22 protein-coding genes, 1 pseudogene and 1 riboswitch are annotated in these 18,290 nt (G+C 39.0%); of the genes and pseudogenes, 10 read left to right on the top strand and 13 right to left on the bottom strand.

Features of this window, described 5'->3' with window-relative positions:
• Positions 1–126 precede the first annotated feature (126 nt).
• From IHV12_RS04970 to IHV12_RS04980, 3 genes and pseudogenes are all read left to right on the top strand, one after another.
• Entirely contained in the window at positions 127–384 is a 258-nt protein-coding gene (locus IHV12_RS04970; protein ID WP_197190068.1) for a sigma-70 family RNA polymerase sigma factor, read from the top strand.
• Between the two features lie 110 nt (positions 385–494).
• Positions 495–696 (top strand): annotated as a pseudogene (locus tag IHV12_RS23030) (sigma-70 family RNA polymerase sigma factor).
• Positions 680–1,951, top strand: coding sequence for a hypothetical protein (locus tag IHV12_RS04980; RefSeq protein WP_197190070.1), 1,272 nt, complete (start codon positions 680–682; stop codon positions 1,949–1,951). The pseudogene IHV12_RS23030 and the gene IHV12_RS04980 overlap by 17 nt, the downstream one beginning before the upstream one ends.
• 67 nt (positions 1,952–2,018) lie before the next feature.
• Here IHV12_RS04980 and IHV12_RS04985 read toward each other — a convergent pair whose 3' ends face one another.
• A complete protein-coding gene (locus tag IHV12_RS04985; protein ID WP_370568765.1) occupies positions 2,019–2,993 on the bottom strand; it encodes an NAD(P)H-dependent flavin oxidoreductase in 975 nt (324 codons plus the stop codon).
• A gap of 204 nt (positions 2,994–3,197) precedes the next feature.
• Positions 3,198–3,284, top strand: a riboswitch (cyclic di-GMP riboswitch).
• Between the two features lie 42 nt (positions 3,285–3,326).
• Here IHV12_RS04985 and IHV12_RS04990 point away from each other — a divergent pair.
• From IHV12_RS04990 to IHV12_RS05010, 5 genes are all read left to right on the top strand, one after another.
• On the top strand, positions 3,327–3,458 hold the full coding sequence (locus IHV12_RS04990; protein ID WP_197190365.1) for an anti-repressor SinI family protein: 132 nt from the start codon (positions 3,327–3,329) through the stop codon (positions 3,456–3,458).
• Between the two features lie 97 nt (positions 3,459–3,555).
• A complete protein-coding gene (locus IHV12_RS04995) occupies positions 3,556–3,876 on the top strand; it encodes a helix-turn-helix domain-containing protein (RefSeq protein ID WP_197190366.1) in 321 nt (106 codons plus the stop codon).
• Positions 3,877–4,054: 178 nt separating this feature from the next.
• Positions 4,055–5,098: an STAS domain-containing protein gene (locus tag IHV12_RS05000; protein WP_197190071.1), complete on the top strand. Its 1,044-nt coding sequence runs from the start codon at positions 4,055–4,057 to the stop codon at positions 5,096–5,098.
• Positions 5,099–5,318: 220 nt separating this feature from the next.
• Positions 5,319–5,576, top strand: coding sequence for a hypothetical protein (locus IHV12_RS05005; protein WP_197190072.1), 258 nt, complete (start codon positions 5,319–5,321; stop codon positions 5,574–5,576).
• 285 nt (positions 5,577–5,861) lie between these two features.
• Positions 5,862–6,164 carry a hypothetical protein gene (locus IHV12_RS05010; RefSeq protein ID WP_197190073.1) on the top strand — a complete coding sequence of 101 codons (303 nt, stop codon included), beginning with the start codon at positions 5,862–5,864 and terminating at the stop codon, positions 6,162–6,164.
• 69 nt (positions 6,165–6,233) lie between these two features.
• Here the strand turns inward: IHV12_RS05010 and IHV12_RS05015 are convergent, their stop codons facing one another.
• The 8 genes from IHV12_RS05015 to IHV12_RS05050 form a co-directional block, all read right to left on the bottom strand.
• Positions 6,234–6,887 carry an NlpC/P60 family protein gene (locus IHV12_RS05015; protein ID WP_197190074.1) on the bottom strand — a complete coding sequence of 218 codons (654 nt, stop codon included), beginning with the start codon at positions 6,885–6,887 and terminating at the stop codon, positions 6,234–6,236.
• 173 nt (positions 6,888–7,060) lie between these two features.
• Positions 7,061–7,927, bottom strand: a complete 867-nt coding sequence (locus IHV12_RS05020; RefSeq protein WP_197190075.1) for a DUF6843 domain-containing protein — start codon at positions 7,925–7,927, stop codon at positions 7,061–7,063.
• A gap of 104 nt (positions 7,928–8,031) precedes the next feature.
• Complete coding sequence (locus IHV12_RS05025) at positions 8,032–8,745, bottom strand: ABC transporter ATP-binding protein (protein WP_197190076.1); 714 nt, start codon at positions 8,743–8,745, stop codon at positions 8,032–8,034.
• On the bottom strand, positions 8,742–9,905 hold the full coding sequence (locus IHV12_RS05030) for an ABC transporter permease (protein ID WP_197190077.1): 1,164 nt from the start codon (positions 9,903–9,905) through the stop codon (positions 8,742–8,744). The genes IHV12_RS05025 and IHV12_RS05030 overlap by 4 nt, the downstream gene beginning before the upstream one ends.
• Positions 9,875–11,104, bottom strand: coding sequence for an ABC transporter permease (locus IHV12_RS05035; protein WP_197190078.1), 1,230 nt, complete (start codon positions 11,102–11,104; stop codon positions 9,875–9,877). The genes IHV12_RS05030 and IHV12_RS05035 overlap by 31 nt, the downstream gene beginning before the upstream one ends.
• A gap of 285 nt (positions 11,105–11,389) precedes the next feature.
• Positions 11,390–13,021 carry a DUF6583 family protein gene (locus IHV12_RS05040; protein WP_197190079.1) on the bottom strand — a complete coding sequence of 544 codons (1,632 nt, stop codon included), beginning with the start codon at positions 13,019–13,021 and terminating at the stop codon, positions 11,390–11,392.
• Between the two features lie 195 nt (positions 13,022–13,216).
• Complete coding sequence (locus IHV12_RS05045) at positions 13,217–13,717, bottom strand: sigma-70 family RNA polymerase sigma factor (protein WP_197190080.1); 501 nt, start codon at positions 13,715–13,717, stop codon at positions 13,217–13,219.
• A 178-nt stretch (positions 13,718–13,895) separates the two neighbouring features.
• Positions 13,896–14,114, bottom strand: coding sequence for a hypothetical protein (locus IHV12_RS05050; RefSeq protein WP_197190081.1), 219 nt, complete (start codon positions 14,112–14,114; stop codon positions 13,896–13,898).
• A 188-nt stretch (positions 14,115–14,302) separates the two neighbouring features.
• Here IHV12_RS05050 and IHV12_RS05055 point away from each other — a divergent pair, with 188 nt between their 5' ends.
• Together IHV12_RS05055 and IHV12_RS05060 are read left to right on the top strand one after the other, a co-directional pair.
• Positions 14,303–14,521, top strand: a complete 219-nt coding sequence (locus IHV12_RS05055) for a DUF1659 domain-containing protein (protein ID WP_137791022.1) — start codon at positions 14,303–14,305, stop codon at positions 14,519–14,521.
• A 41-nt stretch (positions 14,522–14,562) separates the two neighbouring features.
• A complete protein-coding gene (locus IHV12_RS05060; RefSeq protein WP_066398672.1) occupies positions 14,563–14,778 on the top strand; it encodes a DUF2922 domain-containing protein in 216 nt (71 codons plus the stop codon).
• Between the two features lie 110 nt (positions 14,779–14,888).
• Here the strand turns inward: IHV12_RS05060 and IHV12_RS05065 are convergent, their stop codons facing one another.
• Genes IHV12_RS05065 through IHV12_RS05080 form a run of 4 tightly spaced genes read right to left on the bottom strand, consistent with a single transcriptional unit; the run spans position 14,889 to position 18,248 of the window.
• Positions 14,889–15,290 (bottom strand): MaoC/PaaZ C-terminal domain-containing protein, encoded by a 402-nt coding sequence (locus IHV12_RS05065; RefSeq protein WP_197195207.1) that lies wholly within the window; start codon positions 15,288–15,290, stop codon positions 14,889–14,891.
• Positions 15,291–15,292: 2 nt separating this feature from the next.
• Positions 15,293–15,670, bottom strand: a complete 378-nt coding sequence (locus IHV12_RS05070) for a MaoC family dehydratase (protein ID WP_197190083.1) — start codon at positions 15,668–15,670, stop codon at positions 15,293–15,295.
• The gene (locus IHV12_RS05075) at positions 15,667–16,773 is read right to left on the bottom strand and encodes an acetyl-CoA C-acyltransferase (RefSeq protein ID WP_197190084.1); all 1,107 of its coding nucleotides are present in this window, start codon (positions 16,771–16,773) and stop codon (positions 15,667–15,669) included. The genes IHV12_RS05070 and IHV12_RS05075 overlap by 4 nt, the downstream gene beginning before the upstream one ends.
• Positions 16,770–18,248, bottom strand: coding sequence for an AMP-binding protein (locus IHV12_RS05080; RefSeq protein WP_197190085.1), 1,479 nt, complete (start codon positions 18,246–18,248; stop codon positions 16,770–16,772). Before IHV12_RS05080 ends, IHV12_RS05075 begins: the two co-directional genes overlap by 4 nt.
• Positions 18,249–18,290 lie beyond the last annotated feature (42 nt).

Below are 18,290 nucleotides of genomic sequence, written 5' to 3' on the forward strand. Positions count from 1 at the left end.
TACTTTGTAATTGTGTGGGGTCAGACCCTTAAATGGTAATATTATACTTGTATTCTAAATTTATGAAACTTGTGTTACTATATCGTCGTCTTACTATCGGAGATGCAACTTAAGGAGGACAGCTTAGTGAAAAGTGAGGGATTGAGGGGTTCCATAACTATTGATGGGATGACTAAAGATGAGGCCATCGTTTACTTAATGAGGTGCTACGGTGAAGAGATTAAACGTCTTGTTTATACATTCGTGAAGAATTGGCAGCAAGCTGAAGATATTACTCAAGATGTTTATATTGCTTTGTATACGAAACTTGATACATTTCGTGGAGAATCCACATTAAAGAGCTGGATTTACACAATAGCTATTAATAAGTCAAAAGACTTTTAAAAAGTTGGAGCTATAGAAAGCTTGCTTTTACAGATAAATTTACTGCAAATTCAAATGGAAGCGTCGACTCTGCCGAAGATGGGGTCATTTCAAACAGTGATGATGAACTTTTGTATCAAGCTGTCCTTTCTTTGCCGATAAAGTATAGAGAAGTCATTTTATTACACTATTATAAGGAATTTTCTATTCGAGATATGTGAGTTGTTGAAGATAAGTGAATCGACAGTCAAGACGCGTTTAAGCAGAGCCAGAACAAAGTTACAAGGTTCCTATATTCACCTAGGAGGTGAGCGTAATGGAAAAAAAACTTAAAGACCTTAGACAAACATTAGATCAACAAATTTCTATAAATCCCGTTTTCACGAAAAAAGATGAAGTAAATATTTTACTTTCTATACAGAACTCATCATTCAACAAAAAAGCTGGAAAGAAAAAAAATATCTTTCTTCCAAAACTCCTGACAGCAGCTCTTTTTGCTGGGGTTGTTTTTACCTCTTATACATTGATTAACACGTATTTGGAACCCCAAACGGCGATAGAAATTAAGAAAGAAAATAAGAAACCTAAAGTCCATTACGCTCAGGAGTTAACCCAGGCTTCCAGTACGCTGTCTTTTGAGGTTAGTAAAAGAGAACTTACCATCTCAGGAACGGTTGTAAATACGACAAACTATAATAGTGAACCGGTTCAGGCAAAAGTAAATATCTTAGATGAAGATGTAGCAAAAGCTTTAGGAGCAGAAAGCTTAATTATAGAAACACCTACTAATCAAATAATAAAACCCAATGAAAGTTACTCTTTTAAGAAGGTAGTCACTGTTGACCTTAGTATTATTGATGAAAACACATTTAAGGATGCCGTAGAAGTAGAAATATACAGCAAGGAAAATATACTAACCTCGTTCGTTATAAATGATATAACTTATCTACCAAATGAAGAAAAAGAGGTAAAACCACCAGAAGAGAAACCTATAGCAGAAGAAAAAAATGATGAGTCTACTGACACACCTGACAATACAACGATTAACGAAGAAATACTCAAAGAACCAATCGAAGAGTTAGACGAAGAGTCCGCTATAGTAGAAAAACCTGAAGAAATAAAAGAACAAAAGAAAACTCCTTTTGATAAAGTAAATGTTTCTTATCAAGGAGGTAAGTACTATTTAAATGGTGTAACTACCGAAATGACTTTAGAAGAAACCGTAAAAGTCCTCGGGCTTTATGATCAAAAGTATATTTCAGATGTAGAATATGATGCCCAAAACACATATAGTTGGAAAACCAAAATTAACAATAATCCTCCGTATGACTTTCTAAGTATCAACTATTTGGATGAAAATAAATCTTTTTATCTAAGCATTTATCTTCAAAAGCGAGAAAGAGATGAGTTAGTAAACCAGCTAGGAAAGCCATACCATATCCTAACTTCAAGTGGAAGTGTATTCTATTATTCAGAGAGTTCGAAGCAATTACTTGATATTTCTAGAGGAGTTGCAGAAACCAAAGATCTCTATAGAGTAGATCTTCGAATAAAAGATGATCCAAGCTATTTAAAAGATTTTAAATAAACTTCCCCCAAAATCACGTTTATACAGTGTGGTTTTGGGGGATTTAGTTCTAAAAGACTAATACAATTTATGGAATAATGCTCATAGCTTCCTTTGTATTCAATGCTTTTTTATACTCAGCTTTTAGGTCATCTACTACTTCCTGAATCGTAGCAATTTTCTTCACACTACCGACACCTTGCCCTGCTGACCAGATATCTTTCCATGCTTTTGCTTTGGATTCAGAGAAAGAGAGATCAATAGAATCTTTTTTCATCAAGTTTTCTACATCAAATCCCGCTTTATGTAGGGATGGTAGCAGGTAGTTTCCTTTTATTCCACTAATTGCGTCTGTATAAACAAGATCCTCTAAAGTAGATTCAATCAACATCTGCCTGTAGTCTTCACTAGCTGAAGATTCTTGAGTAGCTATAAAGCGCGTTCCCATGTATACGAGATCTGCCCCAAGAATCTTGGCAGCCAGCATTTCTTCACCTGTAGAAATCGCCCCAGCTAGAATCGTCATCCCATCCCAGAATTCTTTTACTGCTTTTAAGAAAGCGAATGGATTTAACGTCCCACCATGGCCACCTGCTCCACTGCACACGAGTATTAATCCATCGATACCTGTTTTAGCAGCCTTACGCGCGTGATCAAGCGAGATAACGTCAGAGAATACGAGACCACCGTATCCGTGAACGATTTTTGTCACATCACTTGGATTACCTAGAGATGTAATTACTACTGGCGGCTTATATTTCTTTATTAGCTCTAAATCTTCCTCAAAACGTTTATTCGTACGGTGAACAATTAAATTAACACCCCATGGAGCTATCTTTGCCGAAGGATCTTCTTCCCTTGCTTTACTTAGCTCTTCTGAAATATGTTTCATCCAATTTTCTAATAGATCGGAGGTGCGTGCATTTAATAAAGGAAACGTCCCTATTATTCCGTTCTTGCAGCTTTCCAAGACCATATCGGGACTTGATACTAGAAACATTGGAGCATTTATGACGGGTAGACTGAGTTGATTCGACAAACTTAATGGCATTTTGTTAAACAAATTATTCATCCTTTCATTACTTAAATTATATTCTCAATTCTTAATGACATATCTTTCTACTACTTCAACAAAGTCTTAATCCAATCCTTTAAAGTGTTTGGTACTATTGTAATATTACATTTTTGTTACAGTCATTTTCTGACAACATTTTCTATTTAGCTTGTTTATAATCAATTTTAGTTAGGGAATTTTACCTAAAAATCCTTCAGACAAGGGCAAACATTTTCGAAAGAAATGGGCGCAAAGCCACGGGTCTAAGGCTTTTAAAGCTAAGATCGCCGGGTTACCTGGATTCCATTTACTTTACTTTCTGGAGGGGTTCTTGTGGAGAATATGTACTTAGATCAAGAATGGATAAAATTGATTAAAGAAGCGCGAGATCTCGGCTTTACAAAAGAGGAAATTATTCGTTTTTTGCAGAATCCCCATTTAGCATTAGAACACTGTCAATTACAAGGTAATTAATTTCCGTTTATAGTAAGCAAGTCGCAGTATTTATTTACTTCCCTTATGCTGAAAGATATAATAAAGGCAAATTATTTCTAAATGGGGATTGCAAATGATAATTGGTGAACGAGTAAAAAAATACCGTACTGAAAAAGGCCTCTCCATTACAGCATTGGCTGAAAAAGCAGGGGTAGCAAAATCTTATATAAGTGCACTAGAGCGAAATATTCAGCAAAATCCTTCCATCCAACTTCTCGAAAAGATCGCAGAGGTCCTTGATATTTCTGTTGATCACCTGATCAAAGAGGAAGTAAATAACGAAGAACTTGACCAAGAATGGGCCAATCTTGTAAAAGAAGCCATGGGTTCTGGTGTAAGCAAAGAGCAATTTAAAGAGTTTCTCGAATTTAACAAATGGAAGAACAAACAAAACTAACCACCTGATTTCATCAGGTGGTTTTTACGTGGTTTTCCCTTTACTGGTGTCTTCGTGGAATATACATAAGGAAGGTTTTGTATTTGTGTGGGGTCAGACCCCACACAAATGTTTAATGTTTATAGAATTAGGGTACGGGAAAAGGGTGCCTACTATTTTTGTCTATGGAGGATTATAAATGAAGCAGTCGCCAAATGAACTAATGGATTCTCAAAAAAGTGTAGATGTTAATGGTTCTTCTTTTCATTGGGACACAGCAAAAGGTATTTTTCAATTTGAAGGCCAAGATGTAATGCTGTTTTGGATTGATTCAGCATTCAAGGTGTTCCTAGATTCCATCGAAGAGATTACAGGAGAAGGAACTGCGGACCTTGTTTTTGAAACAGCTGGATATCGGACAGGGTTAATCGTTAGTGATTTTTACATAAGAACGATCGGAAATATTGAGATTTCCGCTGAATCATTACCTACCATTTATGCATCAGCGGGTTGGGGTAAAACATACATAGAGCTTGATGTTAAAAAGAAAGAAGCGATCATTACGATTACGAACAGCTGGGAAACGAAAGTTAAAAAAGCGCAGAACAGCAAACGCATGGGGCGATTCTTACCTGGCCATTGGGCTGGCGTTTTCACAGGACTCTTTCAAACCAACATGTGGTATGAGGTCCTAGAAAACGAAGCCGACCCTAACACGCTAAAATTAGCAATCTCAGAATCACATATAACACCAAATGATAACATCCGCGATCTCGTTCAACGGGATGAACAGCATGAAATTATGAAGCTAGAAGCTATGGTTGAAGACCGCACAAGAGAATTAACCGATTTGATTAGGGAGATTTCCTCTCCTATTATTCCGGTAACCGATCATATTGTGGTTATTCCCTTAATCGGTAAATACAATGAGCTCCGTTCTAAAGATATGTTAGAGCATACTCTGACTTCACTGCCTCAACACAAAGCAAAATTTGTTATCTTAGACCTAACCGGTATTAAGTCTATTGATTCTGAAATGGTGGATATGTTGAACAAGCTTGTTTCTTCTGCTCGATTGTTTGGAATGGAAACGTTATTGGTCGGGATCTCACCTGAATTAAGTATAGAAATAACGAAACACCAGTATTCTCTTGGAGAAAGTACATATTTTAGAAATCTGAAGCACGCCATACACTTTGCCTTTGCAAAGGAAGGCATGCTCATACAAGAACCTACGAAGTAACGAAAATCCACCCTGCGGTTGCAGCGTGGATTTTTTGTTAGGCACTAGTACCTGCTGTTTCCCTTGTATTTCTGAAAAGAACAAATTGAAGGGATTTGTAATTGTATGGGGTCAGACCCCCATTTCTATTAAACCCCATCATTCGTCTAAGCAACTTGTCTTCCTCTACATATGATATACAGAAACCGAAACCAGTTGGAAGTCGGTATCAATTTGTGAGGTGAAACGATTAATGTGTTATAAGTGTGGAGACTACGACCACTGCAAACATGAGAAGCACGAGAAGCATGAAAAAGTTGAGAAGTGTTACAAGAAAGTAGAATGGGTTTGTGAAGAATCTTCTTCTTCATCATCCTCTTCATCTTCGTCCTCTTCTTCATCTTCTAGCTACGAAGTGTTGAAGTGCAAAAAGTTCAAAAAAGCTAAGAAAAAGCAACATCATTGCTGCTGCGATCCTTGGGCAAGAATCTTGTTCTAGGATAAGAATTAGAAGTACAAACTCTGGTTTGTACTTCTATTCTTCTATATATATCTATCAAAAAATTAGACTTTACCTAATAAAATCATTTTTTAATAAAATATCCCTAAATATTTATTAACCTATAGCCGATAAAGAATAAGAGACTGTTAATTTTCCTTCGTAGTGAAAAACCTTGTAACACTACATTCTTAATCATTGTAATTAAATGCCTTAATTAAACAGACTTAATACCCAAAAATAAATTTATTATTCTAATTTACTTTTAACACGGAGGCTTTTTGTATGAATAAACAAGTTGGAATTAAATTTACATATTATCGCATGGGAACGACCATCTCTATTATGACTGACTTTGAAAACATGGCAGATTTATCTGATAAAGGTCTAGAACATGTAGCGCAAGATTGTATAGATGAAGTGTATAGAGCAACAGAACTTGATCTAACCAAATTATCCCAACCCTATCCTGCAACACAATTTTGTTTCTTTTCAGAGTTAAGTTACCATTCTGATCAAACCATTACTGAAAAGAATAGAACGAATGTGATCAGCACGAAAAGCGAAAAGAAAGAACTAGTTTACTAATTTATCAGTACAAAAAAGAGGAATGACCACTACATGAGCGGAGTCATTCCTCTTCCTCTTCTAAAAGAATTACAGACGCTTTGTCCCTAAGTAACGCGGCTTCCAATAAGTGTTGTTCATGTCTGAAATCGTTACGCCAGTGGAAGAACCAGCGTGAATGAACTTTCCATTACCTACATAGATCCCCATATGTGAAGCTCCAGAATCTGTCGTTGAGAAGAATACAAGATCCCCTATCCCTTGAGTGGAAACGCGATACCCTGTTTGGTTCCACATGTCTTTCACCGTACGTGGCAGAACGATATTGTGAGAGTTTTTAAAAACATAGTTGATGTAACCTGAACAGTCAAACCCGGCAGTTGTCGTTCCACCCCATACATAAGGAGTTCCTTGGAAACGTTTTGCATAATCAACTAGATAGGCATTGTTAACATTATAGACTCCTAGTTTGTTAAACGTATTTCGACCTGCAATCCCGTCTGCCGACAATCCTTTGGCACGCTGAAAGCTCATTACTGCACTCTTTGTATATGACCCAAAGTATGTCGTTGTTGAACCGCTATATGTAAAATAACCTTTATCTCGCAATATTGTTTGAAGTGTTTTCACATCTGAGTGTGTCATTGTTGGACGAAGTGTTTGATCTCCTATATTTGCAAACGCCTGTAGTGGCGACAATAATAAACTAGCACCTAAAACTGATGTAACTATCCATTTTTTCATTATTTATCCCAAACTCCTTTGATTTTCCAAGTAATCTATTATTATCCTACAATAAATAATAGGACTTGTGTTTTACGCTTCCGTTACGGAAAATAGGAATTTGGTCTGCTTGTAAAATCATGTCGAATTTAGTATTGAGCTAAAATAATTATTTTACTGGACACTTTTGACCCTTAATAGCCAAAATCTCCAAGGCCTTCTCGCTGAAGGATTTCTTCTATTTCAAGACTATAATCCTCTCCATACATATTTCCATTTATATAAAAATCATCTGTACATCCGTTCTTTTTAACAGTAAGATTTGAAAATTGGAACTCCTGTTCATCATTTGAAATAGAACCTGAACTACCTATGTGAACACACTTCTCATCAATTTTTACTCTTTCACCATTTTTATCTACAAAATAATATTTATTTTTAATCGTCCCCTCTGCTTGAGGTAACGAAGTAAGGGCATAACCTTGATCGTTTACTTGAATCACGTTATAGTCTCCCATTTTTTTTGCTTTTGGCTCTTCCTTTATGTTATATATTACCGTTACTTTTCCCTCGTAGTTTGATGGAATAAGAAAATATTCAAGTGTTTCCTTTTCTAACTGCTCTTGGAGATAAAACGATGAGTAAACAACAAGTACAGCAAACCCAACCACAAATATGCAATTCAGTATCATTCTTCTCCATGTAAAGTTTGATTTTCTCATCTGCCACTCTTCAGACAAGAAAAAGAGAACGGCACATATAACTGCAAATGTATTAAATTCTCCTATGAAGACAAAAGAAATAGAAGCAAAAATAATATGTAAAAAGCCTGACAGCAAAAATTGGAATTTAATCATTTTACTAGTTAAGTAATCTATTAAGAGAGATACTGGTATGCCGTACATAAAGTTACCAACTATAGCAAAGATAAAGACAATGATTAAAAAGGATAAATCATCTACTGAACTTAATTCATTGATAGAGTAAATACCTAATAACACGGGTAGTAAAAGAGATGCTACCATAGCTGATTTTATTTTTCTCGATAGTTTATCTTCCATTTTCCTGCTCCTAATTTGTGAATACTTTCACATACATTTTATCACGTTAGTACTGGTAATGGAATATTCAGGATAAAAAAGAAGCCTGCTATTACTAGCAGACTTCATCCAACAATCTCTCCAAGCGTTTCCGCAAAATTTTCCGACTGCGCAACGGAACCGAACTGGCGCACTTTTTGCTTCGATCCATAAAAAAGCAGTTCCCCCTCTTTTAAAATTAAAAAAGAAGTACACAATGTTTCGAGCTCTTGTGCGTCATGACTGGAATAGAGGATGGTCTTCCCTTCCCGTCCCAGCTGGCGCAAATCGTTTACGATCTCTTGTTTTGCTGATATATCGATTCCGACGGTCGGTTCATCCAGAATCAATAGGTCCGGATCATGAAGCATCGCGATTAAGATGTTCAGCTTTCTCTGGTTACCACCAGACAGATGCTTCACTTTTTTATCAAGGTGCTCAGCCAGTCGCCACTCCTCGCAGCGCTGCATCCATCTTTCTTCTGATGATCCCTTCGCCAACTTCGCAAAAAATCGTAAATTTTCACGCGTTGTTAGCTCATGATAGACGGCGATTTCTTGCGGTACGTAACCGATTTTCTGGCGAATTTTCTTTTGTTCTTTCCTTACATCAAGCCCATCGATCTGAACCGATCCGCCAGATCCTTTCATAAGGGTTGCAAGGATTCTCAAAAGCGTTGATTTACCTGCACCGTTCGGGCCAACAACGCCGACGGTTTCTCCTTTTTCAATAAAGAAGTTCATTTCTTTTAATACTTCTTTTCTACCAAACTTCTTCTTCAAATTTTCTGCTGCAATCAAGCGTTGTCACCTGCCTTTAAGGTTGAAAGTACGAATAATATAAAACTTAGACCTACAAATATAAAGGGAATCATTAACGTTTCTTGGTTTAACGAAGACACGATCCAATATTGCGGCGTCCACTCTGCAGCACGTTGTAAAAAGCTTGATAGCTCATCGCTCGGAAAGAAAGTTCCGCTTAGAAGCGATGTGCACAGTACGACAAAGAGTGTGATCGCTTGCCATGTGCGGTTGCTGTGCACAAAATAAGCAAACAGAAGAGATAATGCGTTTAGAAATAAGACGTAGCCAATCAAACTCAAAATCGTAGTCACGTTCAACGTTAACGCTTCTCTCCACCAGCCAAAACCGATCAATAAGATGAGCATGAGTAACTGTAAAAGCAGAACGCCTAGTGCATTTCCGAACCAGTACACTGAAAATCGACCAGCTGCATAAGGTACTCTCGACCGCATACCGGAGTCACGATCTTTAATCGGCCAGCTGTTATATAAAAAACTAAACAACATGATCAGTACGAGCATGCCTGGAACATAGATCGAGACATTGTTGCCATCCGCCTCTACGGAAGATTCCCTCGTAACACCAACTTTATAATCAATGGTCATAAGAGGCTTAGGCTCCCAATGTTTGTCGCTATACGCCCAAGCATCCTTCCAGACCTCAGCCTGCTCCTTTGCATCTAGCTTCTCGCTTTTTCCATATGTTTTTAAAACCGTGTTTGCGCCGTACGAATTACTCGATAATCGCTTCACTTCACTTGCAAAAATCTCACGCACTAATCCATGAGAAATTGAGCCTGACGAGAGCCACATCGTAACAAGCTCATCTTCATCATTTTTCTGTATACTGTCCATAAATCCTTCAGGTATAAAGAAACCGATGGCGGCTTCTTGTGTCTCAATCTGATTTCGCGCGTCATCTTCATTATGAACACTTACCGAGACCGCTGGATTTTTACTAACTCTATCTATGACCATTTCCGAGTATTGCGTTTCGTCCTCGTCTACGATTACAACTGGAATCTTGGTGACATCACTTGTTTTTTCAACGGACATGTCTAAAAAAACCAGCACGAGAACCGGAACGATGAGTCCCAGCCAACTCCACGGACTTTGAAGCAGTAATTTTATACGTGTAATGGCAATTGTCCAGACCATGGCAACCTCTTCTTTATGGTGATAAGCAGCAAACTCACTGCCCAAATTGTGATTGAAAAACTAAGCAACAGTAGAACAGACATCCACCCTTCGTTCCCCACAAATAGCGTATCTATCAGTCCGCTGTGTGCCTGATGCACGATGTTTAATACACTTATGCTGCGCCACATTTCCGGAAGATAAGATAGCGGCAAAACGCTTCCGCTTGTAGCAACAAGTCCCACAGCAAGGATGATTCCCGCTCCCCACTTTGCTCCGTTACGAACAAAAAGTTCCTGACAAAGCGCGAAAAGGGATGCGATGCTTAAGCAGTATGCTAAAACCAATGATGTCGATGTGATGCTCCACGTTTTCGTTAGAACATAAAATAAGGAAACCAGAACAGCGCTTTGGATGACGAGGAGAAGGAAGACTGATATGACATTGCTAAAAAAGAATACGCCAGATCTTATCCCTTGTAGACTTAACCTTTCGCGCAGTGCGGTTTGTTCACTCCTTGCGGTCAAACTCATTCCAAACAGTCCACCAACGAGTAACAGGATCAACACACCTGATAAGCTGTAATAGTCGATCGTTGTTACTCCGCCTAACGCACTTAGTGTTTCCGTTTCGTAGATCTTATTTCGGTTCAGAGCTTGTAGCGTAAAGTCTGTGATGACCGTGTCGCGGTAAGCTCGGAATTCTTTGGAACTTAAGTCCATTTTTCGTAAATAATGAAAAGCAGCGTTCGCTCCGCTTTGTGCAGAAGAGATCAAGTTGGCGTTCGATACCATCACTTGCTGAAGGAGTTTTGCTTGAAAAGGCCGTTCAGGATTACCAATGACGGTTATAGGAATATTTTTGCCGCCACGAATTCCTTTAGTAAAACCATCCGGCACGATCACCATGCCCGCTATCTCGTTGCTAGCAAGCTTTTCACTCGCGCTCTCAGCATCTGTTTTTTCAAAGGTTAATACATTTTTTAGTTCTTCTGAGTTTTCATACTGCTTCATTAGCAATTTGGTTTCAAAGGTGTTATCTTCATCTACGATCGCTACGGCAAAAGGCTCTACCCACTGCTTTTCTTCAAGAAGTGGTTTTAGCCCGAGATACGTGATTCCAAGTAACAAAATTGGAAACAGCATCATAGCAATCAGAGGAAAAGGCTGCTTCAGCCAGCATTTTACCGTTAGATGGGCAATGAGTAGCGTTTGCCTCATAGTGTCGTTCCTCTCGTTTAAAAATTTGGTGAAGGTATGGAGCTGAACCTATACCCGTAGGGGCATTGGACTGGTGAATCCAGAAGTTTTGGTTATTTATCCACGAGTTTTGACTGTTTATCCAGAAGTTTTAACACTCAATCCAAAAGTTTCGGCCGTTTATCCACGAGTCTACAATCCTCGACAAAACGTACGTACCTCACATGCTATATATACCCTAATGGTTAGAAAAAAGGACAAAGATCAACTTTGTTTTAAGTTATCTCTGTCCTTCTTATTATGATTCTATTGGAACATTTGAGCGTTTTCTCCGATAAATTGCTCGATGTTGCGTTGAATTTCTGACATCATCGTCATCATTTCAGCGTCACTCATCTCAGCAACGTTTACTGCTTTTCCTTCTGAAAGCTCAGGGAATTTCAGTTTATCGCCGAACGTTGTTTTTGTTTTGATGTTCAATCCAACGTTAATATCGCCCATTGTAGCGTCGTTACCTTTTAGTGTTACTTTGTAATCGTGTTTTGCAAAGTCTTTATCAAGGTTTTGGTCACCCGTATGCTCAATTTCAAGCGTCATGTCTGGAAGCTCCATTGGGGAGTCGCCAGCCGGAACAAGATTAGCCGTCCATTTTGACTTCTTATCTGTACCTTCACCTTTAATTTGGAACCCAATACCTTGTGTTGTACCGTTTTCAGTCGCTTCAAACTTCGCTTTAATATCACGCTTCATGCCATCTTTACCTTTTGGTTGGCTTTCCATCTTCACATCAACAAGTACTGTTTCAGCTTCACCTTCAGGACCCATATTAAGAACCCAAGAAGAATTTGTTACGTCGCCTTTTTTCCAGCTTTCAGACTTGTAGTTCATCGCAACCCCGTCTTCACCGTTCGCACCAAGCTTCATAGACACGTTACGGCTTACTACTTTATCATCACCATCGATGATAACAACTTGCTTCATTCCACCAGGAATTTGTATGTCATCTTTAATTCCTTTTTTCGCATCAGCAAGAATCGACTTAATTTCCTTCTTCGCATCTGCCTTGCTCATGCTGCTATTAGGTGCTACCATGCCTGTTTGAAGTCCGCCTTGCAATGCTGATTGTTCAGCGATCGCATCTAGGATCTCATCGTCTTTTTCAATCTTCTCAACAAAGTTTATAAGCATTGCTTTTGTTTCTTTTTCAGAAAGAGAAACCGTTAGCTCGCGAAGTTTCTCGCCTTTAAAATCAACATCGTCTTTCAGTTTTACGTTTTCATCTTTCACGCTGTCAGCATACACTTTTGCGAACTCTTCGAACGCTTCATCACGAGCGTCTTCACTTAGGTCGCCATCCACAGCTTTAAAGAAATTTTCAAGCTTTTCCATACCTTGGTACGCTGGATCGAACTTACGCATCACGTCACCGAACTGACTGTTTTCGAAGTAAACGTTCTTATCGTAAGCTGCAGGCACGTTTACAGCCGTTTGTTTGTTGTTTTGATAAAACTCAGCATTCATTAAGTCTGCATCGTCCATTCTTAAAGCCATTTTAACAGATCCTTCTTCTTTCTTCGGATCTTGCTGTGTTGTTACTTTAAACTCGCTGTTTTGAAGAACAGAGCCGATCAAAGCCGCTTCCATTCCACCTGCTCCAAACATCGCCGGGTCAACATCTACCCCAACGCTCGCTTCAGACTTATACGCTTCTTCCATCTGCTTTTCAGAAAGTGCTAGCGCATCTCCAAAGCTGTCTTCAAATGATTCGTTCAGTGCTTTAAATGTGTTCATCTCGGATTTTAAATACAATTCACGCGGAGATAGATCAACGAACATCGCATAAGCAGTTGCCCCGATTGCAAGCACTGCAATAATAGCTAGCCCAATAATTAACGGTCGTTTCTTGTTTCCAGTACTCTGATTAACTTGTGTTTCCATCGTTTAATTGTCCCCCTCTTAATAAATATATAAGCTTTGTCCTACCAACTTATTACACTGTTATTCTAAAAAAATAGCAGCTTATATCTCTATTGGCTATTATGGGTAAAAAAGGAATTTTTTCGCCCACAGTTTTCTACTATACCCTAATTCCAAAATTATATCCATCAAATCACATAGTAAGAAAGTTTGATTTTATTGGGTATTTAAAACTGTACGTAGTTTTTTTATTGCAGCCTTTCTCCATGACTTCACAGCATAAAGCGTGACCCCAAACGTTTTTGCAATCTCTGCCTCTGTGTTCATATGAAAGACTCGATGCACGACCCACCGTTGCTGATTTTCTGTTAGATGCATCAGATAAAGGTTCAATGACTCGTCTTCCAAAAATGGAATGCGGTCTTGATGGGAAAGGTGTTGAAACGTTAACGATTCATGAGGATCATGCGTGACCTCCGCCTCCTGCCTCTTCAGCTCGTTACGCAACTCTTGTAAAATTCGGCCGCGAACATGGATAAAAGCAAATGACGAGAACTGCCCTTTTTCCGGGTTGTACGTTTCGTAAGCTTTCCAGAGTCCGAGTAAACCAGCTTGATAGTATTGATCGAAGTGGTTCGTGAGGTGATAGCGTTTGATCTGGGATTTGATGAGTGGTTCGAACATGGCTGCAACTTCTTCAAACGTCGTGTTTTTCATGGAAATCGTTCCTTTTGGAATGTGCGCACATTCGGGGAATTCCGCGGTATCTTCACTATAGATTGGAGGAGTTTTGTAAAACAAAGTGCAACTCTTGAAAAGTTGTATGGTAAACGATGCAAAACGACAAAAGTTGCCTGTTAACTTTTGAAAAGTTATCCACAATGTGTGTGCAGAATTACGAAAATTGATAGATTTTTTGTGTGAAATGCTGGATTTCAAAAGATTTAGGTGTTGATTTTGAGTAAAATTCTAAAAATTGTGGATAAGTGCTGTGGGTAGAACCATTTTGTTTGGCTTTGTCGCTTTGAGGGAGGTTGATTTCCGTTCCAGGTTGCTCGCTTTCCGCGAGGCAGGCGGTGAGCCCCTTGCCGCTTTGCGCCGTTAAGGGTCTCACCTGACCGCTTGTCCCGCAGGAGTCTCACACCTTCCACTCCAACCAACTCATCAATGATGCAGATATTTGAAAGCACCCTCTTTAGTTACATAAAGTAGGTCTGAGCGACACTTACTTCAAAAATTTTTAGCCTCATGGCTCCTTTTCACTTCCCTCTGGAACTTATGATGTGAAAGGAGGTGAGGCACATGGCAACAGCAGCTTTGATTGATTCAGCAATGCGTTTGGAGCTTGATGGTGGTTTGGATGCAGACAACAAGCCAGTGGTGAAGTATAAGAACTTCGCTCATGTTAAGACTTCTTCAACACCTGACCAGCTTTATGCGGTAGCAAACGCATTATCAGGACTTCAAGTGTATCCCCTTGTAATGATTAAGCGAAACGATTCCTTCGCGATCCACTCTTAAGAGTAGTAGCGAGGAAAATATAGAAGAAAGGAGGGATTTCGATGGCCAAAGTGCTTGAATTGCAGTTTCTTAACCAAGAGAACAAAACGGTAACCATCCGTCTGGATGCTCCGATCGAACCGGTTGATCCTGCAGCAGTAAATGCAGCGATGGACACGGTAATCGCACAAAACATCTTTACTTCTTCGGGCGGAAACTATACGAGCAAAAAAGGTGCGCGTATTGTTGATCGTGAAGTGAGCGAGATTGAACTATAAATCATAAAATAAGTGACTACAGCGACCGTAAATAAACCGTCTTCTAACCAATTGGTTAGGAAACGGTTTTTTTGAACTGTGGATATTGTTGATAATGTGGATAAGTAATGCTATTTATACACATGTAGCACAATTCTACTTTTCGCTACCTGTGGATAAGTCGGGCTTGAAATAGTAACATCTATGTTAAATGACTCTTTTTCAACAGATTCGATTGTTCCATTTATACTGATCGTTTCCCCTACTAAAACAGGTGCTTTAAATTTCATCTCATATGTTTTTACCCAATAGCCTTTATCAAGATAGGGTTCCACAATATTGGATGCGATTGCCATCGAAAGCATACCGTGTATGATTTTAGCCGAAAATCCTTTTTCTTTTGAAGCACGATCATCAAAATGAATAGGATTAAAATCACCAGACACTTCACCATATTTCCTCACCAAATCTTCATTTACTTCTATTAGTAAAGGCTCGAGTGCATCGCCTAATTTTATGGTATGATAAACCATTTTCACTCTGCCTCCTTTAAAAGAGTCGATTTTGCCGAAAATACCATTTTTCCGTGCACGTTTTTACCAATAAGCTCTTGATGCAAAACAAGAAATTGACGTCTTTTCTCTACGGAAATTAAGGAAACAGTACATTGAATTGTATCTCCAATCGAGATAGGATGTTCGTAATGAAACACTTGGTCTTTGTGAATAAACGATTGTTCGTGAAACCATGGCACGTTGATATATTGATAAAAAATCATCGGTAGAGCTGGAGGAACGTAATCTATAGCACTTTTTCGATTACCTGATGCCTCAACGTAAGCTTTAACAAGCGCTTCTGTTATCGTTATGGCAACCGCCTGCGTCACTGTCCCTTCATACTGTTTAAAATTCATGGGTGCTCACACCTTTCAAATAGTGTTGCAATCCCAAGTCCACCGCCGATACCTAACGTGGCTATACCAAACCGGTCACCTGAGGTCATCTCCCTTAGCAGTGAAGTCACGAGAACCGCTCCTGAGGCACCATAAGGATGTCCAAATGCAATTGCACCACCGCCTTTGTTCAGCTTGTCCCACGATATGTTAAGTTCTTGAGCGGAAGCAACGACTTGGGATGCAAATGCTTCATTGAGTTCAAATACATCAATATCACTTATAGAAAGGTCCATTCTCTGTAAAAGTTTATTTACAGCTGGAACCGGTCCGATTCCTGGCACATTTGGATCAACACCTGCCGTGACAGCGTCGATAAATAGTAGTTTTGGAGCAAGTTTAAGCTCTTTCGCTTTTTCTTCACTCATGACGAGTACGATAGATGCACCATCGTTTAAACCACATGAATTTGCGGCAGTAACTGTCCCATTTTCTTTAAATGCAGGTTTTGCACGTTTCATCAGTCTTTCGATCACAGAAAGTCGCTTGATTCCTTCATCCATTAAGGGCACATCATTATACGCAACGAGTTCATTATTAAAGCGATTTTGTTCATTAGAATCTATCGTTCTCTTATAGCTTAGAAGCGAATATTCATCCTGAATTGCACGTGTTATGCCGTATTTTTCAGCCACGTTCTCAGCTCCAACACCCATGTCAGGATCCCCTATAGAGTCTGGAGAAAAGCGAGCTCGTTGTGGAAACGTTGATGTACTAACGGATTCGGTGCCACCTGCTAAATATATGTCTCCTGCACCTGTTTGCACTAGCCGACATGCGAGATTTATCGCTTCAAGTCCAGAACCGCATTGACGATCAACTGTAAAACCTGGAACAGTCACTGGAAGACCTGCTGTTAAAGCAGATAAGCGTGCAATATTCCCACCAGGACCAACTGTATTCCCTAAAATCACATCTGACACCATATCAGGAGAAACATTATTATCTTTTAAAATCTTTTGAATGACAGCAGCCGCTAGTTTTTCTGCTCCAACACCTTTAAAGTAGCCCGCTTTCTTTCCAATCACTGTACGTTTGGCATCGATAATAACAGCTTTTTTCATGAATAGAGTACACCTTTGCTATAAATCTCTTTTATCTTTGATCTTGCAATTTTTCCGCTCGACGTATAAGGAAACTCTTTTGTAAAAATAATGTGTTTAGGTACTTTGAATGTCGAAAGATGCTCTCTACAAAAACGTTGGATATCACGAACTGTAAGCATAGCACCTTCTTTTTGGATGATTGCTGCTGAAACCTTCTCTCCCCAATACGAATCTGGCATCCCAAAAACAACAGCTTCCTCAACTCCATCTAGTGAATGCAATACTCTTTCGATTTCTTCAGGATAAACGTTTTGTCCTCCAGAAATTATCATGTTGTTACTGCGTCCTATAATGAATAAATCTCCGTCATCATCTAGCTTAGCCAAGTCACCTACTGTCAGCCATCCATTGTCGTCCCAAACTTCTTTATTCGCATCTGGCCTATTAATATAGTGTGAAAACAGCATCTCACTTTTTACAAAAAGAGTACCTACTTCTCCTTTTTCCACTTCGTATCCATCTTTTCGAACAGACAGTTCTACATTATGAAAAGCGCGTCCTACCGATAACGGCTTTTGTAAGGCAGTTCGGTGATTAATAAAGCTTACAAAGCTTAATTCAGATGCACCATAAAACTCGAAAAGCTCTGTTTTAGGAAACAGATTATTTATTTTCCTTTTAAGTCCAGGTTCCCATTTGGCCCCTGAAGATATTATTCTTTTTAGTCTTGGATCGCCGTTCTGAGAATCCATTTCTTTAGTTAGTGCCGCAAGCATAGTAGGAACAGCATAAAGAGCTGAAACTTCGTCTGACTTGATCTCTTTTAAAGTTTGGGTAGCTGAAAACTTGGGCAACAGTTTCACCTTTCCACCTAAATAAATCGTACTGATCGCTGCATACAAAAATAACGAATGAACAAGTGGTCCAGGTACGAGTACTGTGTCACTCTCAGTAAGGCTAAAGTCTGTTTTACTGCATGCAAAGCTTTTAACCCAAGAACGATGGTTGCGTACAAAACATTTCGGAACACCCGTTGAACCTGAAGTGAACCCCATATAAAACAATGAATCGTCTGCAACAGTACTTTTTACTTCTTCACTTGGGCTTAGGCTTACATCATCAATAGCAGAAATTAGAGTGACCTTTCCGTATTTCATTTTGCTCTGCCATTTTTCTGTAGTAATAACCAAATCCGGCTCACATTGTTTTAGCCTTTCTTCCAGTTCCTTTTCTTTCCATTTCAAATCAAGGGGAATACAAATCCAGCCAGCAGAAATGGCTCCTAAGAAATATTGTAGAAAATCGATTCCGTTAGGCACATATAGCGCTGCTTTTCCTTGGGTTCCTTTGAAGGCCTGCTTACGAAAATATGAAGCAATTTCTTTAACATTGCAGTCCAGTTCTTGATAGGTTATTTTATCTTCACCCATTTGAATCGCTGTATTCTCAGGATGTAAAAGGGCACTTTGTTGAATCGTATCGGTAATAAGCACAGAAGTCCTCCCTATAGAAAAAGACTGTCCGAAGACAATCTA

This window comes from Fictibacillus sp. 7GRE50 (assembly GCF_015903875.1).
Lineage (GTDB): Bacteria > Bacillota > Bacilli > Bacillales > Fictibacillaceae > Fictibacillus > Fictibacillus phosphorivorans.

Coding starts and splice junctions, on each gene's coding strand:
- IHV12_RS05070 (WP_197190083.1), bottom strand. CDS start 15,670: ATGAATTTTAAACAGTATGAAGGGACAGTGACGCAGGCGGTTGCCATA.
- IHV12_RS05040 (WP_197190079.1), bottom strand. CDS start 13,021: ATGGAAACACAAGTTAATCAGAGTACTGGAAACAAGAAACGACCGTTA.
- IHV12_RS05035 (WP_197190078.1), bottom strand. CDS start 11,104: ATGAGGCAAACGCTACTCATTGCCCATCTAACGGTAAAATGCTGGCTG.
- IHV12_RS04990 (WP_197190365.1), top strand. CDS start 3,327: ATGTACTTAGATCAAGAATGGATAAAATTGATTAAAGAAGCGCGAGAT.
- IHV12_RS05055 (WP_137791022.1), top strand. CDS start 14,303: ATGGCAACAGCAGCTTTGATTGATTCAGCAATGCGTTTGGAGCTTGAT.
- IHV12_RS05060 (WP_066398672.1), top strand. CDS start 14,563: ATGGCCAAAGTGCTTGAATTGCAGTTTCTTAACCAAGAGAACAAAACG.
- IHV12_RS05030 (WP_197190077.1), bottom strand. CDS start 9,905: ATGGTCTGGACAATTGCCATTACACGTATAAAATTACTGCTTCAAAGT.
- IHV12_RS05000 (WP_197190071.1), top strand. CDS start 4,055: ATGAAGCAGTCGCCAAATGAACTAATGGATTCTCAAAAAAGTGTAGAT.
- IHV12_RS05075 (WP_197190084.1), bottom strand. CDS start 16,773: ATGAAAAAAGCTGTTATTATCGATGCCAAACGTACAGTGATTGGAAAG.
- IHV12_RS05065 (WP_197195207.1), bottom strand. CDS start 15,290: ATGGTTTATCATACCATAAAATTAGGCGATGCACTCGAGCCTTTACTA.
- IHV12_RS05020 (WP_197190075.1), bottom strand. CDS start 7,927: ATGGAAGATAAACTATCGAGAAAAATAAAATCAGCTATGGTAGCATCT.
- IHV12_RS05045 (WP_197190080.1), bottom strand. CDS start 13,717: ATGAAAAACACGACGTTTGAAGAAGTTGCAGCCATGTTCGAACCACTC.
- IHV12_RS04980 (WP_197190070.1), top strand. CDS start 680: ATGGAAAAAAAACTTAAAGACCTTAGACAAACATTAGATCAACAAATT.
- IHV12_RS05010 (WP_197190073.1), top strand. CDS start 5,862: ATGAATAAACAAGTTGGAATTAAATTTACATATTATCGCATGGGAACG.
- IHV12_RS05015 (WP_197190074.1), bottom strand. CDS start 6,887: ATGAAAAAATGGATAGTTACATCAGTTTTAGGTGCTAGTTTATTATTG.